Here is a 24162-nt window from a genome sequence, read left to right as displayed (position 1 = left end):
GAGCGATGAAAACAACGGGGAATTTGGGGCTGAAAAAGCCGGATGGTACAGACATTGTAGATATAACCGATTTGAACGGCAATATGGATATTCTGGACACAGCCGTCAAGGCTGTGCAGGATCATGCCGCAGATGCAGTTAAGCATATCACGGCTGCTGAACGCACCGGCTGGAATGCCAAGGCATCCACCGCCGCCGCCACAGCGTCCGCAGCAGGTCTGATGGCTGCAGCGGATAAGGCAAAGCTGGATGGCGTGGCTGCCGGGGCGAATAATTATGTGCATCCCAATCATACCGGGGATGTAACCAGCACGGGGGATGGCGTAACGGCGATTGCTCCAGGGGTAATTGTGAATGCGGACGTTAATGCAACTGCAGCGATTGATGCTACGAAGATCGGGACGGGGATTGTGTCTAATGCGGAGTTCGGGTATTTGGATGGGGTGACCTCGGGGATTCAGGGGCAGTTAAATGGGAAGTCCCCTACTGTGGACTATGTGCGGCAGCCTGCTTATTCAGTAACGGCAGGTACTGGTGCAGCTTATACTGTAAATTTGACCCCTGCACCAGCGAGTTTGCCAGAAGGATTCGGTATTACAATTGTGCCGAATCTAGTGAATACAGCAGGCGCGACACTCAATGTGAACGGTCTTGGAGCTATTCCATTAAAAGATCAAAAAGGTATCGCATACGCCGCCGGGAAGCTGCTTGCAGGCAAACCCTATATGTTCCGCAAGGTAGGAACGGATTTTTTGGCAGATAGCGCGGGTGGCTCCGGTAACGCAGTGGCCGGGGATATTCGCGCGGGAAAAACAGCGGCAACGGATGCGGGTGATGTAACCGGTACGCTGGCGGTGCAAACGGGAGGGACAGTGACGCCGGGAGCTTCGGCTGTTGTGAAGCCTGCAGGAATTTATGATACAGCGATTACTGTTGCCGGTGTTTCGGTTCCAGCTGCATCTGTACTAACTGGAACAACTATCGCGGGTACAGCAGGAATGATGCCGAACAGAGCAAATGACCAAGTGGCAGCAAGAGTTAATTATGAACGAGTAGGGCGCGTGGCGGTTGGTTTCCCCACCGGTGGTTACCTAACGAACAGTGGTTTTGGTGCTGGTATTGCTTCAGTGGCAGTCGAAGATTCCGGGCTTAATCCTGCTTATGTTAGATCCGATGTTTCTATTCTAGGTATGCAGGGATCTATGCCGGTAATCTCCACAGGCGCGGACGTAGCTCTTTCCGTAGGTAAGTGGGGAGACGGAGCGCTTGCTGTATACCCACGAGAAGGATACCGGAAAGGTGGAGCCGGGGCCGGGGAGATCAAGGTTAGCGTTGATCAGCTTAAAAGTGTGAATGCACATTTACAGCCATGGTACATTGCACAAGGTGCTGAGATCTTCGGTGTATATGGAACCGTGGCTCCAGCGCTATCCGGCCGTATTGATATCAGCTTTAGTTCCGGCTGGGTGGCGGGGGATGGCCGTGCTTATTTGATATGTTCGATGCCAGCGGGAACGAAACGGTTTACCTGGTCTGGTTCATCGACAGTTTACTATGACTATGGACGCTTTTCCTTATTTGTGCAGGATGGTTGGACGGGTGCTGAAGTTGGTTGGATAAACATGGAACGGGGAGGAAACCTTTATCTTTACCCAACTGGAATGATGTATGACGCTGCAAAACGAACGCTTACGATATGGAGCGCGTCAACATATAACGGCGGGAATATGATAAGCACTGCGCCCTCAACCTATAACCTCCCCGCTAATTTTAACACTGACGCCCCTTTGAACCTATATTTCAGAGCGGATTGGGCGTATAGTTACAGCCCAACAATGAGTTTGTCCGGAAGCATCACCTATTCTAATTAAGGAGGGAAATACATGTCTTATTTTTGTGCATATGATATAAGGGACGGAGTGGGGTACGTTTATGCTACGTACCACGATACGGAATCCCTGGAAGGTGTGGATGGGGTTACAGTCGATGTGTTGCCTGAGCCTATAGATAACGGGAAAGATCCGGTGCTGAAGGTGAATCTAACGGATGCCCGTCTCTATTATGATTATGAAGAACCGAAGACAGCCGATCCTTACACACCGAAAGTCATAGAGCTGGAACAACGAATAACAAATACCGAATTGGATCTGGCGATGACTCAGCTCGCGCTCACTGAAACTTTCGAAGAATTGCAGGTAACTCGGCAAGAAGCAGCTGACTCCCAATTAGCCCTCACAGAGCTGTACGAGCTTATGCTAGCCGGACAAACTGGCCTGGAGGCAGAACAGACCACTAAAGGAGGTGACGAAGACAATGGCTGAAGTATATGCAAGCTTGATTCGTAAGGGCCTCAAGACGTTAAAGCAGGTACCGGAGATTATCCGCGCCGATGTGTCTAAACTGCTAGAAGAATAGATAACCAGAGGCGCCGACCAAGGCGTTTTTATTTTGCCCCCGGACCCATCCGGGGGCATCAATGACCAACATAGAAGGGAGTGAAGCAATGGACAGCAATGATGTTGCGAATTTGGAGAAGCTGCTGCCTCTGGCGGATAAGTATGGACTAGCCTATATTGTTGCCTTGATTCTGCTGATGATTTTTCTTGTGCTTTTGCGGTCGATTGTGAAGGGGAATCTGGTGCCGCGTGAACTGCTGGAGCGTGCCGAGGAAGACAGGGACAGGCTGCAGAACATCCTCGATAAAGAGAGGTCTGACTTCATGGCACCGACACTTGAAGTACTGCAGCGATTGAAGATTGATCATTCAGCGGGCGACAAGAATTCAGGCAGTATTAATGAAGAAGACAGGAGGGGATAACGTGCTGAGTGAGTGGATCAAACGGTTATCCCCCCTGCACCGGGACAGAGAGCGGAAGCTGACGCAAGCGGGAATGAGAGTATCGCTCTCTATCCGAAGGTACAAGAATGTCTCCAAAGAAATTCAGGAGGAAATCAGGAACAACGGGTTCGCCGAGTTCTTAATCTATGATCGGGGGGCAGAAGATGAGCATCATTGATATTGTGTTATTAATAGCTTATTCCATATCCTTTATCTGTGCGCTGCTGCTGATAGCTGCGCTTTTTTTGTATTTCCGCAAAAGGCTCCGGGCGCGCGTGGTCAGTCTGTTTATGCTGGCAGCATTCTTTTTTCTGGGGGCATACACGGTTAAGATGGCAGTTGCCTTCTGGATCAGATTCAGCACTTCCGGCTCGGACGCTGTGCTGAGCTCACTGCAATCGGAAGCCTGGGCCATCGCCCAGACGGGTACCACATTAGGGCTGGTCATCCTCACCCTGTTAATGTATACCAAACGGCAGGATCTGTTCGTGGTGCTGTCCGGGATCAGGAAAGGGAGGAATCCGCATGCTGACTCTAATTCAGGTTCTAAATAAATCCGCTGCCCGTCTCTCCGGGCTTCATCCCGCAGTACTCGCCGCAGCCACAACGCTGATTGAACGCTGTTATGCTTGCGGTGTTCCCATCCTGATTACTCAAGGACTGCGGACGATCGCCGAACAGGATGCACTCTACGCTCAGGGGCGAACCAAGCCGGGAGCGATTGTCACTAATGCACGCGGCGGATACAGCTATCACAATTATGGACTGGCGGTGGATTTTGCGCTGCTGCTTCCGAATGGTTCAAGTGTTTCCTGGGATATGAACAGGGATGGGGACAGTGACTGTACCGCTGATTGGCTGGAAGTGGTGCAGCAGGCCAAGGCGATCGGATTCGAATGGGGCGGGGACTGGACCAGCTTCAAGGATTACCCGCATTTTCAGCTGAGCTTCGGATTGACGCTGGCTGCACTCCGGACAGGGAAGAAGCCTGCTGCTGCGGCAGTAGAGGCGGTATATGAACGTATCAAGCTTAAGGAGGAACAAACTGTGAAAAGTGAAATTACAGCAGCGGTAAAAGTGAACGGTGTGAAGATTGCAGAAGGAATGATGGTAAATGGCATTACTTATGCTCCCGTTCGCGTTATTGCCGAAGCATTGGGGGCACAGGTCGGCTATAATTCGGCAACAAAAACAGTGGATATCATAAGCAGCGGGCTGAAGGGGGCGGGCTCATGATTAACAGTGAACTGTTTGATAATGTGTTAGCCTTTGCCTCAATTCTGGCCGTAGTAATTTTGGCGTTGGTGCAGCTTATCAAAAATAACACCCGTCTTTCGCGCAACGTTATCCCGTTTGTAGGACTAGGAATTGGACTGCTGGTTGGAGCTGCAGCGTATCCTTTTACTGACCTCGATATTACCCTACGTCTCTGGGCAGGTGGACTTGCCGGATTGTCTGCTACAGGATTATTTGAATTGGCTTTCAACAACCGATGAAGAAACATCATGAAATAAAACGTGACTTCTAATAGACAGCTGGCTCTGCGGAGCCGGCTTTTTTTGTGTTTTGCGTCATATAATATTACATATCTACTACATAAAACAGACAATATAAAATAGGAAGAGATACAAAAATAATTCGGACTTTATAAATAGCCCGATTGGTGTATAATCTTAATTGCTGTATCGCTTTACCGCGCAATAAAGTTGAAGATTTCCGGGCGGTTTTATTGTATGATATGAGGAAAGCTTTCAAATAGACAATGTTAAGAGCATTGATCCGGAAGAGGATGGGGGGAGCAGCATGACCGAACTTACGACTACCGTTAGCAAAAGCAACTCCAACAATCTGCTGCGGCGGGACGTACGGTTCCTGGGGAATATTCTGGGCGAAGTCTTGGTACACCAAGGCGGCAACGAACTGCTGGATATCGTGGAGAAGATCCGTGAAACCAGTAAATCGCTGCGCTCATTGTTTTTGCCTGAACTGCACAATGAATTTAAAGAGCTGATTAGTTCACTGGATCCGGAGAACCGCCATCAGGTGATACGGGCCTTCGCCATTTATTTTCAACTGGTGAATATAGCCGAGCAGAATCACCGCATTCGCCGTAAGCGCGATTATGAACGTTCTGCCGGGGAGACGGTACAGCCGGGATCGATCGAAAGTGCGATTCAGGAGCTCCGCGAGCGGGATTTCTCTCACGAGGATGTTCATGAGATCATGAACGGCCTGTCTCTGGAACTAGTTATGACCGCCCATCCTACGGAAGCCATGCGCCGTGCGATCCTCGATATTCACAAACGGATCTCCGACGATGTCATGGGGCTGGATAATCCGACTCTGACTTTCCGCGAACGTGAACAGCTCCGTGAGAAGCTGCTGAATGAAGTAATTACCCTGTGGCAGACGGATGAGTTACGTGACCGCAAACCTACTGTGCTTGATGAAGTGCGCAATGGTATGTACTATTTCCATGAGACGATTTTTGAAGTGCTGCCGGATGTATACCAAGAACTTGAGCGATGTCTAAGCAAATATTACCCGGGCCAGAACTGGCATGTGCCAACCTATCTGCGTTTCGGTTCTTGGATTGGCGGAGACCGTGACGGTAACCCTTCGGTGACTGCGGCCGTAACTTTGCAGACGCTGCGTCTGCAGCGCAAGCTGGCTATTCGTGAATATCAGCGGATTATGCGCGAATTGATGCAATACCTGAGCTTTAGTACAAGCATCGTCAATGTGACGCCGGAGCTGCTGGAGTCCATTGAGCAGGACCGTAACATTATCAATCTTAACCGGGTCGATGCCTGGCGCAATGATAATGAACCTTACCGGATTAAGCTCAGCTATATGATCTCTAAGACACAGAATGTTCTGGACGATGAGAAAAAAGGCACGCCTGTGCGCTACGCTTCACCAGAGCAATTTATAGATGATTTGAATGTGATTGACCGCAGCTTGCGGCATCACTATGCCGACTATGTAGCAGACACCTACATTAAGAAGCTGATCCGCCAAGTGGAGCTGTTCGGCTTCCATACGTCCACACTGGACGTCCGCCAGCACAGCCAGGAGCATGAGAATGCAATGACGGAGATTCTGGCCAAGATGAATGTTACGCCGGACTACTCCAAGCTTGAGGAGAAAGAGAAGATTGAGCTGCTCGAGAAGCTGCTGAATGATCCGCGCCCGCTGACATCCCCATACCAGTCTTATAGTGAAGGTACGGAGGAATGCCTTGCGGTATACCGGACGATCTTCCAGGCACAAGAGGAGTACGGCAAGCAGTGTATCACCAGCTATCTGATCAGTATGGCGGAAGCGGCAAGTGATATTCTTGAGGTGATGGTTTTCTCCAAAGAAGTAGGCTTGTTCCGCAAAGATAACGACGGTACAGTTGTTTGTACTTTGCAGGCGGTGCCGCTGTTTGAAACGATCGACGACCTTCACGATGCGCCGCAGATTATGCGTACACTGCTCAGCATGCCGATCTACCGTGACGGGGTTAGAGCAATGAATGATCTGCAGGAGATCATGCTGGGTTATTCGGACAGCAATAAAGACGGCGGTGTGGTTACTGCGAACTGGGAGCTGCGTGTTGCCCTGAAGCAGATTACAGCGACTGCCGATGAATTCGGCATTAGGCTGAAGTTCTTCCACGGACGCGGCGGAGCACTCGGACGCGGCGGTATGCCGCTGAACCGGAGTATTCTGGCCCAGCCGGCTTCCACTATTGGCGGCGGCATCAAGATTACCGAGCAGGGTGAGGTGATCTCTTCCCGGTATTCGATGAAGGGGATTGCTTACCGCAGTCTGGAGCAGGCGACATCCGCTTTGGTTACGGCAGCGATTCACGCCAGATCGCCACAGGCGGATCTGTATGAAGCCAAGTGGGATGAGATTATTGCCCGCATCTCTGAAGTCTCCCTGAACAAATATCAGGATCTGATCTTCCGTGATCCGGATTTCCTGACGTACTTCAAAGAATCAACCCCGCTGCCGGAGGTAGGGGAACTGAATATCGGTTCACGTCCTTCGAAGCGCAAGAACAGTGAACGCTTCGAGGATCTGCGTGCCATCCCTTGGGTATTCGCCTGGACGCAGAGCCGTTATTTGCTGCCTGCATGGTATGCGGCCGGAACAGGACTGCAGAGCTTCTATGAGGATAAAGAAGAAAATCTGAAGATCATGCAGCATATGTATGCCAACTTCTCTTTCTTCACTACTTTGATCGATACCCTGCAGATGGCTATTGCCAAGGCGGATCTTGTAATCGCCAAGGAATACGCCAGTATGGGCAAAAATGAGGAGGCACGTGTGCGGATCTTCGGCCAGATTGAAGCCGAGTTCAAGCTGACCTCCGAGCTGATCCTGAAGATCACTGGCCAGCAGGACATTCTGGATAATGTTCCAGTTATTCAGGAGTCGATCCGCCTGCGCAACCCGTATGTTGACCCGCTCAGCTACCTGCAGGTTCAGCTCCTTGCTGAGCTTCGTGCCCTGCGTGATGCCGAGGGCGATGACGCCGAGCTGCTGCGTGAGGTGCTGCTTACGATCAACGGTATAGCCGCCGGTCTCCGGAATACCGGCTGATGCCCTTGCTCTCCGATCTTGATCTTCAAAGTCGGCGAAGCCGCTTTGCTCTAAAGGGTTTGATCTTTTGATCTTGATCGATCTTTCGATCTTGCTCTTTCGATGATCTTGCTATTGATCTTCAAAGTCGGCGAAGCCGCTTTAAAAGGTTTTGATGCGAAGCTGGCCCAGCCGCTTCAGGAAACCCCGTCCGCCTCTTACCCAGAGGATGGGCGGGGTTTTTGTCTTTCTGAGTGAGGCCGGGGGTCATAGATCCAGCCGAACCCATGCCCCACCCCATTGTTGCCTGAGATATACTTTGGGCAACAAAAAGAGGTTCAGCCTGGCTGATGGAGACGGCGGAGCGGAAATTTGGAACTGGAGGAGCGGCAGCGTTCGCCTTTATTGGCAGATTTCGACCGAAGACTGCGGTTCCAATCAGGAAATCTGCCAATAACAGCGGCCGGAAGTCCAAATGTTTCGCGCAGTCCGCGACTAATCAGCCGCCCAGCCCTCTTTTCCAATAGCAAAAAAGCCCAATATATATAGAAGGTAACAATACAAACCTTGATTTTTGCAAGAACTTGAATTACGATTTAAATGCTTGTACCGTGGATGATCAAGAGCTGATAGACCAAGGGCGGCAAGTCTGGGGGAGTTAACAGGTGGAGAATCTGGAAGGCAGATTGACAAAGCTCGCCTTGAAGGGCGACCAAAGGGCATTTGCCGAGCTTGTAGAACTATATAAAGACAAAATATATCATTTGGCTTATCGTATGCTGAATAACCGCCATGAGGCGGAGGATGTTGTTCAGGAAACTTTTTTGCGCGTGTACCGGAATTTGGACCGTTATGATGATAAACAGAAGTTCTCAACGTGGATCTACCGTATTGGCACGAACCTGTGCATTGACCGTCTGCGCAAGCGGCGCCCGACGTATTCACTGGATGCCGAGATGAATGATCAAGAGGGAATTGACGGGTATTCGATGATTCCGAGCGACAATGTGACACCGGAGACGGAGCTGCTGCTCTCGGAGACACAGAGCCTCATCTATGAAGCCATCGACAGCCTGCCCGTGAAATACAGGTCGGTGATGATACTGCGCTATCTGCAGGATTTATCGCTTCAGGAGATCAGTGATGTGCTGGATATGCCCGTAACGACGATCAAGACCCGTGTGCATCGCGGACGTGAGTTTTTACGTAAGAAATTAGGCCCTAAATTGTAAAAATAGATTATTTTTTATGAAACTCCTGCATGGCAGTGACGTATGTAAGTTAAGCAAGTCTTATGCGTCCTGCTCCTATGTCTTGAAATAATTAAATAAGCACTCATGAAAGGATTGGCTCCTATGGAATGCAAACTGGCCGTCTCTATGATGCACGACTACCTGGATGACGACTTGCCCGAACTGCAGCAGAGGGAATTGAAGGAGCATCTTCTATCCTGTACGGGTTGCCGTGCGAAGTTCAAGGAACTGGAACAGACCGATATGCTGATGTTTTCCCTGATGCACCAGACCCCTGTTGCCTCGGAGGATCTTGTAGGCCGGATTATGAATTCATTACCGAAACCCAAGAAGGAAAGAGCTTTTATCACCTGGATCAAACGACATCCGGCGCTTACTGCAGCCTCTGTGTTTATCTTCGTGATGCTGATGAGTTCTGTAACTTTTTGGAATCAGGATAGACAGCTTGTAGTCAGAGGAACTGACCTTGATCAGGTTGTTATCAAAGGGGATACGGTTATCGTACCCTCCGGCAAAATCATTTCCGGGGATCTGACGGTGGAGAACGGTAAAACTCAAGTATACGGGGAAGTCAACGGCAATGTAACGGTGATCGACGGCTCGCTGTACCAGGCTTCAACCGCCCATATTTCCGGGCAAGTCAAAAGCATAGACCAAGCGGTAAGTTGGCTCTGGTATAAAGTGACGAACATGTTCTCTGAAGTTGCCTACCGATAGCAATTGTTGGTCGCTTATAGCAGAAAACTCATTTGCGCCTCTTTTTCCGGAAAGATGGCGCTTTTTTGTTGCCTGAAAACACCAGTTTTGCAATTTGCTTCAGCCCTAAACTTGCAACCGGAGGCTGAACGTTATAACCTAGATATGATAAAGTGCTAACAGACAATTTACATAAACCCAGCTAATTTTGAAATGACGGGGGTTTTCGGCAATGAGCTATTTTACCGACCTTACATGGAAAGAGTCCATTAAAGATATAATCGATATTCTGATTGTCAGCTACATCATCTACAAGGTACTGAATATGGTGCGCGGTACGCGGGCCGTTCAGCTGCTGAAGGGGATTCTGGTCCTGGTCGTAATCTGGGGGGGCAGTACCCTGCTGGATTTATACACGCTCAAATGGCTGATGAACCAAATGTTTACGTTTGGGGTATTTGCGATCTTTATTATTTTTCAGCCGGAACTGCGCAGGGGGCTGGAACAGCTTGGCCGGGGGAAATTCTTCGGGCGGACTGCGGAGAATGATGAAGAGATCAGTAAATTAATCGGTGAAGTTATTAAAGCGGTGAATTATTTAGCCGTGCGCAAAATCGGGGCGTTAATCGTCTTCGAACGGTCTACGGGACTCAACGAATATACCGAATCCGGTATAGCGATGCGCTCTGAGGTCAGCTCTGAGCTGCTGATTAATATCTTTATACCGAATACACCGCTGCACGACGGGGCGCTGATTATGCAGGGGAGCCAGATTGCTGCGGCTGCCTGTTACCTGCCGTTGTCAGAGAATCCCTTCATCAGCAAAGAGCTTGGCACAAGGCACCGCGCCGCAATCGGCATCAGTGAAGTGGCAGACTCCGTATCTGTAGTCGTCTCCGAGGAGACCGGACAGATCTCTCTGGCCATTAACGGACAAATTGTCCGGGATATCAAGGAAGAGTCGCTGATCTCAAAGCTGCATCAAGAACTGAGTGCAAGCTCACTCCTGAAGGATAAAAGTTCCGCTTTCTGGAAATGGAGGGGGACTAAGAACAATGGATAAATGGATGAAGAATAATAACTTCAACAAAATTCTTGCGCTTGCCCTCAGTATTATTCTCTGGACCATTGTGCATGTAGATACTGCACCGGCGAATCAGACTACGGTTAATACCGAATCGAAGACGATCGAGAATGTCAAAGTGGAGATTGAAGGCTTCGATAGTGACACCTATGTGCTGACGAAGGATGTTGATAGCGTCAGGATGGAGGTAAGGGGCAAGAAGTCCGATCTTACCTACAAGTTCTCCGATGCCTACCGGGTATGGCTGGATCTTAGTGATGTGAAACCCGGCGATAACACGCTTCCCTTAATGTATTCGACGCCGAGCGGTGTAACCTTGGATGATATGGTGCCGAATCAGGTGAATGTGCATATTGAGCTGCGGACGACCAAGTCTTTTCCGGTTACCGTGAATATCACGGGAGAGCCGGCAGCAGGCTATAAAGTGGGGACTCCGGTGGTTGATCCGGTATCCGCAGAGGTAACCCTTCCGGCCAGTGATCTTGGACGAGTTGCTAAGGTGCAGGGGAATATTGAGCTGGATGGCGAGAATGAACCTTTCAGTGAGAAGAAGCTGAAGCTCTATGCCTATGACAGTGAAGGGAACGAGCTGAAGGATGCTGTGATTGAACCTTCAACAGTGGGTGTAGAGCTGCCTATTACGCTTCCGTCCAAAACACTGCCGCTGGATATCAGCTTTACCGGCAGTCTGCCCGGTTCACTGGTCCTGTCCAGGGTTACGCCTGAACAGGATATGGTGACCGTATATGGTAGTACGGAGACGTTGCAGAACCTATCCTCCTATGAGGCGGTGCTTAATCTAAGCTCCATAACTGCTGCCGGTACAGAACAGCTGAAGCTGGAGCTGAAGCCGCCGGAGGGGGCCGGGAAGATCGAACCTGCGGCCATGAATGTATCGGTCTCGACAGCGGAGATCGCCCAGAGGACGATCTCCGCTGTGCCTATTAAGCTGGAAGGTATAGGCAGCGGGCTGACAGCTCTTATAATAGATCCTGTGAGCACTTCCATGGATCTGACGGTATCGGGAGCTCCAACCCTGCTGGATCAGCTGGATCAGGATAATATCAGCGTGGTTGCTGATGTGGGCGGACTTACGGCTGGAATTCATGATATTCCGCTGCAGGTTTCACTTCCCCGGTTCATAACGCTGCAGAATGACAGTCCGCAGCTTACTGTAAAGGTGGAACTGCTGGCTCCAGTTACACCGGAACCTTCAGCGGAAGCTGATAACAGCACCGCTGTTCCTACTACGGAGCCCAGTGCTGAGCCTGCTTCCGGTGAGGAGACGCCCTTAGAGCCTTCTCCTACCCATGCTGGCGAGTCAATAGAGCCCACCCCGACTCCGACACACATTCCTGCTGAGAACGCCCCTACACCGGCAGCAGGCGGGAATAACGCCGGCAGTACGGGTGGAACGTAACTTTTCGATCAGGAACACGTCTATTTATTAGGCATCTCACATACACGGAATAAAGAATCAATCATACTATAATTTATTAAGCTGAAGCAGCGTATTAAAAGGAGAAAAAAGATGGGTAAGTATTTCGGAACAGATGGCGTACGCGGAGTCGCAAACCGTGAGTTAACAGCAGAAATGGCCTACAGCATTGGACGCTGCGGGGGATATGTACTGGCAGGAAATGTGGAAAAGCCTAAAGTCGTAATTGGAATGGATACACGGATTTCCGGTCCGCTCCTGGAATCGGCACTGATTGCCGGCTTGTTGTCCATTGGCGCGGATGTGATCCGTCTGGGTGTGGTATCTACACCTGCTGTTGCTTATATTACAAGATTGCTCAAGGCGGATGCAGGCGTCATGATTTCAGCTTCGCATAATCCGGTTGAGGATAACGGGATTAAGTTTTTTGGCGGAGACGGCTTCAAATTGACAGATGAAACAGAGCTGCGGATTGAAGAGCTGATGGATGCCGAGCAGGATGAGCTGCCGCGTCCGGTTGGGTCGGGTCTCGGTACGCTACGGGTAGATAATGATGCGAAATATCTCTATCTGGAATATCTGAAGACGACGATCGACCAGAACTTCAAGGGCATTAAGGTAGTACTGGATTGCGCGCACGGCGCGGCCTATGAGCTGGCACCACGGCTGTTCAGAGAGCTGGGAGCAGAAGTAATCTCCATCGGTGCAGAGCCGGACGGGCTTAATATTAATGACGGATTCGGTTCAACACATCCGGAGACACTGCGTGCGGAAGTACTGCGGCACGGGGCGGATTTGGGACTTGCTTTTGACGGGGATGCTGACCGCCTGATTGCTATCGATGAGAACGGCGATGAGGTTGACGGCGACTTTATCCTCTGTATCTGCGGGGATGCCATGAACCGTGCGGGTAAGCTGAAAGACGGTACGATTGTATCCACTGTTATGAGCAATATCGGATTCTACAAAGCTACAGAGAAATTATCGCTGAATACAGCGAAGACTGCAGTCGGCGACCGTTATGTCATGGAAGAAATGCGCCGTGGCGGCTATAATCTGGGCGGAGAACAATCCGGTCATGTAATCTTCCTGGACTACAATACGACAGGTGACGGTATTCTGACAGCGATTCAACTGGTCAATACGATGAAGACCTCCGGCAAGAAGCTTAGCACGCTGAAGTCCATGATGACCAAATATCCGCAGGTGCTGGTAAATGTGCGTGTGCAGGACAAAACCAATTACCCGAACAATCCGGCGATTGAAGCCGCAATCATAGAAGTTGAAGGCAAGCTGGGCGACAACGGGCGTGTACTGGTGCGTCCTTCGGGAACCGAGCCGCTGATCCGTGTAATGGCGGAAGGCCCGGATAAGGCCGAGCTTGATCTTTTTGTAGGACAGATTGTTGAAGTGGTTCAGCGCGAGCTGGTGTAATTCTTTACAGTGCTTGAAATGGGCAGCCGGTGGACGGATCAGGACGATTCGTTCACCGGCTGAATGATTATAGTAGGCGCGATTATTGTGAGGACATTTTGAAATGGATGAAAAAGGTTTTCTTTGCCGCATCATTGCCAAAACGATGTAAGGTGCATATAATAGACTAAGTGTCATTCCAGAAGGAAAGCGGGGATAGTAAGGTTGAAGCAATGCAAGCGCCAGAGCTTGATCTTGCGCGGGGGAGAAGGGAAGACCGGAAGCTGCCATTAAGGCAGAACGGCCTGAACGGATCACGGCAGATGTAAGCTGACGAGGTGGAGGTGTTCGAAATGTTCGGCGGGGACCTCCCGGTGATGCACCAGAGCCGTAAATGGAAGCGGAAAATGCGAGGGCGACCTCTCACACAACGCTCCTGTGGGTGCCAATTGAAATGTACAAATCATGGGTATGCGCATATGCAGGAAACGCAGATGGTTCTGCCACGGCAGAGGAGAAGACTGTGCATTTTCATGAATATAATGCAAGTGACAGGTTATTTTGTTGAGCTGTAACGGACAACAACATATTTGCTTTTCTTCAAAACATGCCGCACGGCACGTTTCTTTCCTCATGGCCGCCCTTACTACGAAAAATTGGACGGAGGAAAATATAATGTGTGGTATTGTAGGATATATTGGTAATCAGAATTCGCAGGGGATCTTGGTCGAGGGTTTGAAGAAGCTGGAGTATCGCGGGTATGATTCCGCAGGTATTGCTGTATTCACCAAGGAAGGTCTGCAGGTTGTAAAAGCACAGGGCCGTATGGCGAACCTGGAATCCCGTCTCGAAGCAACTCCGCTGACAGGCAGCGCAGGAATTGGCCACACCCGCTGGGCTACACACGGCAAACCATCCGATGAGAACTCTCATCCGCACACAGATAACACCCACAAATTCTCAGTAGTTCATAACGGGATTGTTGAGAACTATCTGGATCTCAAGGAAGAACTGATTGCCGGAGGAGCTAATTTCTCTTCCGAAACAGATACCGAAGTTATCTCTCATCTGATTGCGCGTGAATACAATGGGGATATCGTGAAGGCTGTGCAAAAAGCGATCACTTACATGCGCGGAGCGTTCGCACTGGGTGTTCTGACTGAATATGAACCGGATAAACTGGTAGCTGTACGTCAAGCCAGCCCGCTGATTATCGGTATTGGAGAAGGCGAAAACTTTATCGGGTCTGATATTCCTGCACTGCTGGAATACACCCGCAACGTATATATTCTGAACGACGGCGAAATGGCTGTATTGACACGGGATGCTGTCGAATTGATGACGATTGAGGGCAACTATATTTCTCGGGAAATGATTACTGTCGATTGGGATGCTGTTACCGCAGAAAAAGGCGGTTATGAGCACTTCATGCTGAAAGAAATCCACGAGCAGCCAAAGGCTTACCGCGATACCATGCGCGGACGCATGAATGCTGCAGGCAACAAAGTCATTCTGCCTGAGCTTAACCTGACAGAAGAACAAATCAAGAACATCCGCAACATTCAGATCGTCGCTTGCGGTACTGCTTATAATGCTGGTCTCGTAGGACGTAACCTGATTGAGTCCCTGGTACGTATTCCGGTAGAGAATGACATTGCTTCCGAATACCGTTACCGTGCGCCAATCGTGACTCCGGAAACACTGGTTATCGTAGTCAGCCAATCCGGTGAAACTGCAGATACACTGGCTGCTCTTCGCGAAGGTCAAGCCAACGGAGCGCATGTTCTGGCGATCACTAACGTAGTAGGCAGCTCCATTGCCCGGGAAGCCAACAGTGTACTTGTAACTCTGGCTGGTCCGGAAATCGCTGTAGCATCAACCAAAGCATACACTTCCCAGCTGATCGCATTCACTTTGCTGGGTCTGTACCTGGCTGAAGTACGCGGCACGCAGTCTGAACCTGAAGTGGCTAAGATTCTCGCAGCTATGCAGTCCCTGCCTGAGCAAGTAGAAGTAATCCTGGCTCAGAAAGAAGCGATCAAAGCCTATGCTGAACAAATCGCTGAGCATAAGCACCTCTTCTTCATCGGCCGCGGCGTAGATTACGCAGTAGCCCAAGAAGGATCGCTGAAGCTGAAGGAGATCTCTTATATTCACTCAGAAGCTTATGCTGCGGGTGAACTGAAGCATGGTACACTGGCGCTGATCGAAGAAGGCGTTCCTGTTATTGCCCTGGCAACCCAGGAATCCGTGCTTGAGAAGACCGTCAGCAACATCAAAGAAGTGAAAGCCCGCGGCGCACATGTCCTGGCGATCACTCATGAAGAGCACAAAGACGATCTGCTCAGATCCGTTGACCAGGTGTTCGTGATTCCTCAGACTCTGCCGCTGCTGACCGCTACTTTGTCCGTAGTTTCGCTGCAGTTGCTGGCCTACTACGCGTCATTGGCTCTGGGTCATGATGTTGATAAGCCAAGAAACTTGGCTAAGAGTGTAACTGTGGAGTAAGGTTTATCAAAATAGTTGGTCCTAGAAGTTGAATAGGCCCATTTAATATTGACATAAAAGTCCCGATGATGTCTTAACTCATCGGGACTTTTTGCGATTGCTTGAGCAATAAAAGCAAACCAGCAGCGTAGTTGTAATATGAAGTGAAATGGGTTGGCGCAGTAAGGTATGTTTCGCGAATAGATTACAGATAGAAATTTTGCAGATTTCGTGAGTAGAGGGAATTTAAAAATAAAAATGTTATAATAAACCAAGTAAAAATCTGGAAGTAAGATTTCTGGATAACTTAGTAAAATAGCTAAAAATTTGAAGTGCAGCAAGACAAATAGGCTTCTATAATTGAAGACTATTTCACTCTGATCTCATACAGGGGGGCTGGATTATTAAAGCAAGCAAAGCCATCCGTCTAAGACGGCTGTTCATCTGTTCAGGTCTTGGATTGTTACTGATTGTTGCCGGGTGCGCACTGAAGACCAAAGAAGAAGCAAAGCCAAAGTCTGTAAGCGTACCTGCGGATGAAATGATCTCCATGCCCTGGAATGAAGGTTGGTCACTCGCGATCAGTATCACCCCGGGCATTCCAGTTGAACTCCGAGGCAGCGATGAAGTTATGTATGAAATTTCTGGCGATACGGGTTACTTATGCGTAAAGTCTGAGGGGAAACTCGAAAGGATGAGCAAGGGAGGGAACAGCAAGAAAGCGGGAGAGCGTTTCTACTGGAACCCATTCTTCGGGGATTCTCAGGTGCAACCCGCAGACATCGGAGCCTCTTGGATCCGCATTGTCCGGAAGCAGGAAGGATATACAACAGGATTGGTTCTGATCAAGATATTGCCATCGCCGATCACGGCAGCAGACGGTGGCGGAGGTGTGACATTCAAGGCCGATATCATTGCAAGCCTGGAATTCCCCCGGCAAGAAGGGGCTTACCAGACCATCTCCGACGAGAATTTGAAGGAGATAGAAGCTGCTTACACAAAATGAAAGTAAACGTCTAGCATGGACCCTGAAAGTTAAATCTAGTGGTATCATAAGCCGTCCTTAAAACATTAAGGGCGGCTTTATGCATTTAGACAAGTAAATGACAGGCTGTCTTTGGTATTAACTAACTGGCAGGATAGCTCAATAATACCGCGAATACTCTACATATGGTGTTATTTACGAAGTACTAGTGGAGGTTATTCATGGAAGTTATGATGAAAGACTCAATCGTTCAGTTGATCCGGGGAGATATAACTAAAACTGAAGCAGATGCGATAGTCAATGCTGCCAACACTAGTCTGATGGGTGGAGGCGGCGTAGACGGTGCTATCCATAGAGCCGGGGGAAAAGCAATATTAGAAGAGTGCATGAAGATCCGCAATCAACAGGGTGGCTGTGCAGTTGGAGAAGCAGTAGTCACAACAGGAGGGAATTTGAGGAGCCGTTTGGTTATCCATACCGTGGGTCCCGTTTGGCATGGCGGAATGAACAATGAGGAACAAAGGCTAAAAGATTGTTACAGGAATTCATTAACACAAGCTGACTTAAACGAAGCTACAAGTATTGCTTTTCCAAATATAAGTACAGGTATATATAAATATCCGAAAAGCTTAGCCTCCTACATAGCCGTAGAGGAAGTGTCTAAGTATTTATTAAATAAGGAAACAAAAATTAAGAAAGTAGTATTTGTATGTTTTGACGAAGAAAATTTAGAATTATACAAGAATGAACTAAAGAAATATTGAAATATGACAAATGCAAAGTAGGCGATATTACTTGGACGATATAAATACGCTAATTCAAAAGTTAGAATGGGACACACCTGTAGAAGAAAAAGAGAATGCAATAAAAAAGCTGCAGTTTGTTAATGATGATGAGCTTCCCTTATTGTTGCAACCTCTCACGAAAGGGCATTGGGATGGAGCCGCTGAAGTAATTATAAATTTAGGATATCCCCGTGTGGAAAGTATATTGCCGGGATTACTTATTTGGATTCAGGATTTGAATTGGCCGGGTGCGCATCAGATTTCTGATTTGTTAAGAGAAATTGGCGATCCGCTAATTCCATATATAAAAGATGCATTTATACAATATAGTGACGATCAAGAATGGATCGGGTGGATATTTGAACTTATAGTGGATCAATGGAATACGAAACAGATCACTCAAATTCAGAATGAATTAATTCAACTTTCTAAAGGAAGAGCCAATGATTTGAAGGCCTTGCGAACATTATTGGTTCATCGAATATGCCCGAAAGAAGCAATTAAACTTATAATACAGGAAAAGAAGAAGAAAATAAGCTTAGAGATTCTTGAACTTGAGCAATCAAATCCCGGAATGGATTGTGAAGAGCTTCAAAGGGAATTTAGTGAAGTGATCTTTAAGCCTGAATGTTCCAGAGTTTATTATAAGCAAAACGAGGGGAGATTTTCATTATGTAATCATAAATCTAACTTACAGCATTATTTAAGTGGAATTGAGGATTTAGCCCGTGAAGTGTCAGATTTCGTCTAGCACAATATATTATCACCTACTTATTCAGAATTCACTAAAAAATAAAGCAAATGGCTCCGCCCTTATTATCAGAGGGCGGAGCCATTTGTGATTTTTTTAATCAGCAATAATACACTTTCTCCACTTTATATAAAGTATCCTCGATGACCGGACAGAGACTGGCATCTGCTTTGTAGAATTTAACCCGGAAGTACAGGCTTTTCAGGAAATTCTTAATATTATTTTTTTGCCTGAAGGAAGGCAGGAATCCGGGACTTTTCTCTACATCACCGAAACGTTGAATCCATTGCGCTACATCAGTCTGACTGAGCAGTTTTCTGTTAAAAACACTGATTACGGGTCTGACCATCCGCTCATCCTCACCATCGGAGTAAACCCGTTCGGTTATGGTCATCTTGTCGTAAACCAGATCGAGGATGGTGAAGAGGTCAGCTTGATCCAGTTCGGAACATTGGGCTAAATCGTCTAATGCATCTGCCCCATGAGCTATGGCATGAGCCCAGCCCTTATCTTCGTCATACCCGCGGTAATCCCGCTCTTCTTGTACACTGTAGAATACCTTCTCTTTGATCTGGTGAACTTGCTCTCTTGAGAGGAAGGGGGATTCCCTATGCCTCATGATGAGAAGCGGGATGACCAGCATAGAGAAAGACCGGGTGAACACAGAGTCTGTGTTAGCTTCACCAAGCTTATAATGCAAATAGTCGGTGCCCAATAGGGCGGGCAAAAGTTGCTCCAGCTCGTCTTCGGAAAGCGAGTTACCGGGAATCCAATGGGATAAGGTTGTATAGATTAGATCATCACGCAGCTCGGCATCCAGGGAGCCGATGTTATGTATCATTTCTTGTACCAGCTGGAAGGGTTCCGCAGGTGTCTGGTAGTCATTTTCTTTGATTAGGATCAACTGTTCTTTTAAATTCATTGTATACGCTCCTACTGGGTATTTTCCGGACTCTTCTCTTACTATAAGATACAGGCTCGATTGGATACAACTTCATAATATCTTAATGCAATCTTAATGTCTTTGAGGAATCCTTAACGCTATATTAATGCCGGAAATGATAGGCTGAACTTGGAAGTAAATGATTGTTTACTCCGCAGAATTCGAACAGTTCCTTGCCTCTATAATCACGGAATCTTCTTCTGTGGTCTTTTTGTTGTGTCTGAGTGAGGGTACAGAGGCTGCACTATCAAGAATTTTACAAAATAACAAGCGAGTGGTGAAACCCGTGATCTCATTTTTAAAACGATTTCTGATCGGCAGGCCCTTAAAGTCTACTGAATTAGGGGAGCAAAAGTTAAATAAAAAGAAAGCGCTGGCCATACTGTCTTCAGATGCCTTGTCTTCCGTTGCGTACGGGCCGGAACAAATCTTAATTGTTCTCGTTACGATTGGAGCCGCTGCCTTCTGGTATTCCATTCCGATTGCGATTGGCGTATTGGTATTGTTGACCGCACTCATTTTGTCCTACCGGCAGATTATTTTTGCTTACTCCCATGGTGGCGGAGCCTATGTGGTATCCAAGGAAAACCTGGGGAAGTACCCCGGATTGATTGCCGGCGGTTCGCTGTTGGTCGACTATATTTTGACGGTGGCTGTAAGTATATCGGCCGGTGCAGATGCGATCACCTCAGCTTTTCCGAGCCTGCATGAGCATAAAGTGGTTATCGCTATTGTCTTCGTGATCCTGATTACAATTCTGAACTTAAGAGGGGTAACAGAATCCGCTTCTGTACTCGCTTATCCGGTTTATTTATTCGTGCTGGCTTTATTCATTCTGATTGGTACAGGCCTGTATAACATCTTAACCGGTAACGTTCCGGCAGAGCTGCATACCTCTCTTGGCACACCGGTAGCCGGGATCAGTCTATTCCTGCTGCTGCGCGCATTTTCTTCCGGAAGCTCTGCGTTAACGGGGGTTGAAGCGATATCCAATGCCATTCCGAATTTCAAAAGTCCAGAGGCTTCTAACGCCGCCAAAACCTTAATAGCCATGGGGGCCTTACTTGCTGTTATGTTCTCTGGAATTGTCGTTCTGGCCTATTATTATGGTATAGCTCCCCGTGCTGATGTGACGGTCGTGTCGCAAATTGCCGAGCAAACCTTCGGCCGGAATGCGATGTATTTCTTTATCCAGGGAACGACTGCATTAATACTGATTCTGGCCGCCAACACCGGGTATTCCGCATTCCCTTTACTGGCCGTGAATCTTGCCAAGGATAAGTTTATTCCACGGATGTTTACCATGCGGGGGGACAGACTGGGTTATTCTAACGGTATCATCATCCTGGGTGTTCTTTCTATGGTCCTGATCTATGTATTTGAGGGGAAGACAGAGCAGCTGATCCCTTTATATGCAGTAGGTGTGTTCATTCCCTTTACGCTGTCACAGACAGGGATGATGGTTAAGTGGCTCCGGGAAAAGCCGGCGGGCTGGATGCAAAAGTTCATCATCAACACAGTTGGTGCTCTAATCAGCTTCATTGTTACGATGATGTTCTTCTTGACCAAGTTCACTCAGGTCTGGCCTGTATTTGTATTTCTGCCGATTCTCCTCCTGGTGTTCCACCGGATTCATAAGCATTACGAGGCAGTCGCTGACCAGCTCAGGATAACCACCTGTGAGGAAACGATTAAGATTGAAGGCAATGTTATCATCGTGCCGGTTGCCGGAATCACTCATGTGGTGATGAACTCCCTGGAATATGCCAAATCGCTGAATCCGCAGCAGATTATTGCCGTGTATGTACCTTTCGAAAGAGAAGAGGAAGCCATATTCGAGGAGAAATGGAGAAAGTGGCAGCCGGATATAAGATTAGTGACCTTGTATACTCCGTATAGAAGTATTGTACAACCACTGACCAAATTCATTGATACGATCAATTGGAAGGCCGCAGAGTTGAACCATAGGGTAACGGTGATCATTCCGCAGTTCATTCCGAAGAAAGGCTGGCATAACATCCTTCATAACCAATCGAGTCTGCTGATACGTGCCCGGTTACTGTTCCGCAGCGATGTTATTGTCACTACTGTGCCTTATCATTTGAAGAAGTGATCGGTCTCATTCATTATGCCGGTATCCATAAAAAAAGCCTGCACCCCATACAGGGCGTGCAGGCTTCTTGCTATTATCCAGAGCCGCTAAGCTTAAGCGGCCTGCCTAGACGGCAATGCGCGGCGGACAAGCTTCGCCAGCTCCATCACGATGACCGAGCCAAGGGCAAGGCCTGTGGCTGTCAGCCAGTGGTCCATCCCGAAGGAAGCGGGGATGGAGAAAATGTCTCTGACGCCGGGCAGGACAGCAATGCCGTAGAAGGCAAAGCAGACCAGGACGGCTCCGATTACATATTTGTTGCTGAAGAAGCCGGCTTCCACAGAGGTCTGGCTGTTGGAACGGGCCGCGAACGTCTGGAGGGTACGCGCCAGAATCAGCGTTGTGAAGGCCATCGCAATGCCCATTTCATCGGAATGCTGCAGCCCGATATACTGGGAGACGATCACGGCAATCCCGATCAGCAGACCGCGGGTGATGACAGCCTGCATCATGCCTCCGGCGAAGATGCCTTCGCCAATGTCCCGCGGCTTGCGGCTCATCACATCCGGCTCGGCTTTCTCCATGCCCAGGGCAATGGCCGGCAGGGAATCGTTCGCCAGGTTAATGAACAGCAGCTGGATGGCGGTGAACGGGTTGATCCAGTCGAAGATCAGTGCGAACAGGATGGCAATGATTGCCCCAAGATTGCCGGCGAACAGATAGGCAATGGCTTTCTTGATGTTGTCGAACACCGTCCGGCCGACAGCGACTGCATTGACGATGGATACGAAGTTATCGTCGGTCAGGATCATGGCTGCGGAATCCTTGGCTACATCAGTTCCGCTGCCCATGGCTACACCGATATCGGCCTGCTTCAGGGCCGGGGCATCATTGACGCCATCGCCGGTCATGGCGGTGATTTTGCCTTTGCGCTGCCAGGCACGGACAATTCTGATTTTATTCTCCGGAGAGACTCGGGCATAGACGCCAATCTGCTCCAGCCTGCTGTCCAGCTCCTCCTCGGACATGGCATCCAGCTCCTGGCCGGTGACTGCGATCTCATGCTCAGCCATCAGTCCGATATCGCGGCCGATAGCCTGCGCCGTGGTCTTATGGTCCCCGGTAATCATAATTGTGCGGATACCCGCTTTGTTGGATTCGGCAATGGAGCCATATACCGCCTCGCGCGGCGGGTCAATCATCGCTGAGAGGCCAACCAGCACCAGGTTCTGTTCATCTTCAAGGCCTACTTCGGTGACGGTATTCGGCACGGTCTTATAGGCATAAGCAAGCACCCGCAAGGCTCTGCTGGAGAACTGCTCGTTAGCTTCGGTGAAGCGTTCCAGAACCTCCGGTGTCAGCGGGACCTCCTGGCCGCTCAGCAGCACGTGGGTACATCTGCTGAACAGGACATCCGGGCCGCCCTTGGTGAGCATGGCTTTCTGGCCGTCGAAGGTATGGAGCGTCGTCATCAGCTTGCGTTCTGAGTCAAACGGCAGCTCGGCTTCGCGCGGGAAGTTATCGCGGATCTCGCGGTAATCCCTATTCTTGCTGTTACTGAAAGCAATCAGCGCAACCTCTGTAGGGTCACCCAGCTCTTTACCTTCCTCGTTGATGTTGGAATCGTTGCAGAGTACGGCGATATGCAGCAGTCGGCGGGCTTCTTCCGACCATTCATCGGCCTGCAGGCTGAACTGCTCCTGCGATCCTTCCGGCAGGAAGTAGTCAACAACTGTCATTTTATTCTGTGTCAGCGTACCGGTCTTATCCGTACAGATTACACTGGTTGATCCCAGAGCTTCAACAGCGGGCAGCTTGCGGATAATAGCGTTCTGCCGGGCCATCTTGTTGGTACCTACGGAGAGCACGATGGTTACGATCGAGGACAACGCCTCAGGGATTGCGGCGACGGCTACAGCCACGGCGAACATCAGGGCATTCAGAATCGCTTCGGTCGTGTCGACCGTATCGTTCGAGAGCCAGACGCGTGCAGCCTGGATGGAGAATATGAGGATGGATAAGCCCAGAACGGCGAGACCTAGCTTCTTGCCGAAGCTCTCCAGCTTGCGCTGAAGCGGGGTCTGCTTCGCTTCTGCACTCTCGATCAGACCGGCAATCTTCCCAAGCTCGGTGCCGAGTGCAGTCCCTGTAATGACCAGCGTTCCCCGGCCATAGACAACGAGCGAGCCGCTGAAAGCCATATTGCGCCGGTCTCCTAGCGGAGCCTCATGATCAATTGGCTGAATATGCTTCTCCACGGCTTCGGATTCTCCGGTCAGCATTCCTTCGTCAATTCTCAGGCTCCCGGAATCAATAATCCGTCCGTCCGCAGGTACGTAATCGCCAGCCTCCAGGAAGACGATATCGCCGCGGACAAGTTCCCTCGCCGGAATCGACAGCAAGGCTCCGTCCCGGATGACCTTGGCTTCAGGCGCGGACATTTTGCGCAGTGCGTCAAGTGAGCTCTCGGCCTTACGGGTCTGAACCACGCTGATCACAGCATTGAGAATCAGTACTACAAAGATGATGACGGATTCCATCACATGTCCCATCACAATTTGAACAGTGGCTGCTATGAGCAGCACAATGACCATCGGATCTTTGAAATTCTCCAGAAACAGCTTCCAGAGCGGGTCTTTCTGTTTGCCTTTTAACTCATTGTAGCCTTCCTTGGTGAGCCGGTTGTCAACTTCAGCAGATGTAAGCCCATTGGCTGAGCTCTGCACTTCTTCCAGGGTGTCTGTCACACTGCGGCGGTAATACTCCATCAGGTACAAGCTCCTCTCCAGTTTTTCATTCTCTGTATGGTCCAAATCTACGT

At 49.3% G+C, this 24162-nt stretch carries 21 protein-coding genes; 19 read left to right on the top strand and 2 right to left on the bottom strand.

Annotation, left to right across the window (positions count from 1 at the left end; translation table 11 throughout):
- Nucleotides 1-5: 5 nt before the first annotated feature.
- The 18 genes from PBOR_RS31030 (at nucleotide 6) to PBOR_RS30945 (ending at nucleotide 18306) form a co-directional block, all read left to right on the top strand.
- A complete protein-coding gene (locus PBOR_RS31030; protein ID WP_042217825.1) occupies nucleotides 6-1871 on the top strand; it encodes a hypothetical protein in 1866 nt (621 codons plus the stop codon).
- Between the two features lie 12 nt (nucleotides 1872-1883).
- The gene (locus tag PBOR_RS31025) at nucleotides 1884-2321 is read left to right on the top strand and encodes a hypothetical protein (protein ID WP_042217823.1); all 438 of its coding nucleotides are present in this window, start codon (nucleotides 1884-1886) and stop codon (nucleotides 2319-2321) included.
- The gene (locus tag PBOR_RS37860) at nucleotides 2314-2415 is read left to right on the top strand and encodes a CD1375 family protein (protein WP_218918869.1); all 102 of its coding nucleotides are present in this window, start codon (nucleotides 2314-2316) and stop codon (nucleotides 2413-2415) included. The genes PBOR_RS31025 and PBOR_RS37860 overlap by 8 nt, the downstream gene beginning before the upstream one ends.
- A gap of 61 nt (nucleotides 2416-2476) precedes the next feature.
- Nucleotides 2477-2818 carry a hypothetical protein gene (locus PBOR_RS31020; RefSeq protein WP_157764177.1) on the top strand — a complete coding sequence of 114 codons (342 nt, stop codon included), beginning with the start codon at nucleotides 2477-2479 and terminating at the stop codon, nucleotides 2816-2818.
- Complete coding sequence (locus PBOR_RS31015; protein ID WP_216626581.1) at nucleotides 2796-3017, top strand: hypothetical protein; 222 nt, start codon at nucleotides 2796-2798, stop codon at nucleotides 3015-3017. The genes PBOR_RS31020 and PBOR_RS31015 overlap by 23 nt, the downstream gene beginning before the upstream one ends.
- Nucleotides 3004-3393: a hypothetical protein gene (locus PBOR_RS31010; RefSeq protein ID WP_042217820.1), complete on the top strand. Its 390-nt coding sequence runs from the start codon at nucleotides 3004-3006 to the stop codon at nucleotides 3391-3393. The genes PBOR_RS31015 and PBOR_RS31010 overlap by 14 nt, the downstream gene beginning before the upstream one ends.
- Nucleotides 3365-4075 carry a M15 family metallopeptidase gene (locus tag PBOR_RS31005; protein WP_042217818.1) on the top strand — a complete coding sequence of 237 codons (711 nt, stop codon included), beginning with the start codon at nucleotides 3365-3367 and terminating at the stop codon, nucleotides 4073-4075. The genes PBOR_RS31010 and PBOR_RS31005 overlap by 29 nt, the downstream gene beginning before the upstream one ends.
- A complete protein-coding gene (locus PBOR_RS31000) occupies nucleotides 4072-4335 on the top strand; it encodes a holin (protein ID WP_042217817.1) in 264 nt (87 codons plus the stop codon). The genes PBOR_RS31005 and PBOR_RS31000 overlap by 4 nt, the downstream gene beginning before the upstream one ends.
- 307 nt (nucleotides 4336-4642) lie before the next feature.
- The gene (ppc, locus tag PBOR_RS30995; protein ID WP_042217816.1) at nucleotides 4643-7435 is read left to right on the top strand and encodes a phosphoenolpyruvate carboxylase; all 2793 of its coding nucleotides are present in this window, start codon (nucleotides 4643-4645) and stop codon (nucleotides 7433-7435) included.
- Nucleotides 7436-8079: 644 nt separating this feature from the next.
- Nucleotides 8080-8646 carry an RNA polymerase sigma factor SigW gene (gene sigW / locus PBOR_RS30990; RefSeq protein ID WP_042217815.1) on the top strand — a complete coding sequence of 189 codons (567 nt, stop codon included), beginning with the start codon at nucleotides 8080-8082 and terminating at the stop codon, nucleotides 8644-8646.
- 123 nt (nucleotides 8647-8769) lie between these two features.
- On the top strand, nucleotides 8770-9384 hold the full coding sequence (locus tag PBOR_RS30985; protein WP_042217813.1) for a zf-HC2 domain-containing protein: 615 nt from the start codon (nucleotides 8770-8772) through the stop codon (nucleotides 9382-9384).
- 211 nt (nucleotides 9385-9595) lie between these two features.
- Nucleotides 9596-10426 (top strand): diadenylate cyclase CdaA, encoded by an 831-nt coding sequence (gene cdaA, locus PBOR_RS30980; protein ID WP_039294234.1) that lies wholly within the window; start codon nucleotides 9596-9598, stop codon nucleotides 10424-10426.
- Nucleotides 10419-11867 (top strand): CdaR family protein, encoded by a 1449-nt coding sequence (locus PBOR_RS30975; protein WP_042217811.1) that lies wholly within the window; start codon nucleotides 10419-10421, stop codon nucleotides 11865-11867. Before cdaA ends, PBOR_RS30975 begins: the two co-directional genes overlap by 8 nt.
- Nucleotides 11868-11978: 111 nt before the next feature.
- Nucleotides 11979-13319 carry a phosphoglucosamine mutase gene (glmM, locus tag PBOR_RS30970; protein WP_039294242.1) on the top strand — a complete coding sequence of 447 codons (1341 nt, stop codon included), beginning with the start codon at nucleotides 11979-11981 and terminating at the stop codon, nucleotides 13317-13319.
- A gap of 654 nt (nucleotides 13320-13973) precedes the next feature.
- The gene (gene glmS, locus PBOR_RS30960; protein ID WP_042217808.1) at nucleotides 13974-15806 is read left to right on the top strand and encodes a glutamine--fructose-6-phosphate transaminase (isomerizing); all 1833 of its coding nucleotides are present in this window, start codon (nucleotides 13974-13976) and stop codon (nucleotides 15804-15806) included.
- Nucleotides 15807-16245: 439 nt separating this feature from the next.
- Nucleotides 16246-16791, top strand: a complete 546-nt coding sequence (locus tag PBOR_RS30955) for a hypothetical protein (RefSeq protein ID WP_245647953.1) — start codon at nucleotides 16246-16248, stop codon at nucleotides 16789-16791.
- Nucleotides 16792-16991: 200 nt separating this feature from the next.
- Complete coding sequence (locus PBOR_RS30950) at nucleotides 16992-17534, top strand: O-acetyl-ADP-ribose deacetylase (RefSeq protein WP_167549586.1); 543 nt, start codon at nucleotides 16992-16994, stop codon at nucleotides 17532-17534.
- Nucleotides 17535-17565: 31 nt separating this feature from the next.
- Nucleotides 17566-18306: a DUF5071 domain-containing protein gene (locus tag PBOR_RS30945; protein WP_042217805.1), complete on the top strand. Its 741-nt coding sequence runs from the start codon at nucleotides 17566-17568 to the stop codon at nucleotides 18304-18306.
- A gap of 100 nt (nucleotides 18307-18406) precedes the next feature.
- Here PBOR_RS30945 and PBOR_RS30940 read toward each other — a convergent pair whose 3' ends face one another.
- Complete coding sequence (locus PBOR_RS30940) at nucleotides 18407-19228, bottom strand: DUF2785 domain-containing protein (protein WP_042217803.1); 822 nt, start codon at nucleotides 19226-19228, stop codon at nucleotides 18407-18409.
- 307 nt (nucleotides 19229-19535) lie between these two features.
- Between PBOR_RS30940 and PBOR_RS30935 the strand changes: the two genes are divergently transcribed.
- Nucleotides 19536-21362, top strand: a complete 1827-nt coding sequence (locus PBOR_RS30935) for an APC family permease (protein ID WP_042217801.1) — start codon at nucleotides 19536-19538, stop codon at nucleotides 21360-21362.
- Nucleotides 21363-21454: 92 nt separating this feature from the next.
- On the opposite strand, the gene PBOR_RS30930 is transcribed toward PBOR_RS30935, so the two are convergent.
- The gene (locus PBOR_RS30930; protein ID WP_042217799.1) at nucleotides 21455-24109 is read right to left on the bottom strand and encodes a cation-translocating P-type ATPase; all 2655 of its coding nucleotides are present in this window, start codon (nucleotides 24107-24109) and stop codon (nucleotides 21455-21457) included.
- Between the last annotated feature and the right edge of the window lie 53 nt (nucleotides 24110-24162).

Source organism: Paenibacillus borealis (genome assembly GCF_000758665.1).
Lineage (GTDB): Bacteria > Bacillota > Bacilli > Paenibacillales > Paenibacillaceae > Paenibacillus_AQ > Paenibacillus_AQ borealis.
The sequence above is the reverse complement of the archived record's forward strand: the minus strand, read 5'-3'. Positions and strand labels throughout refer to the sequence as shown.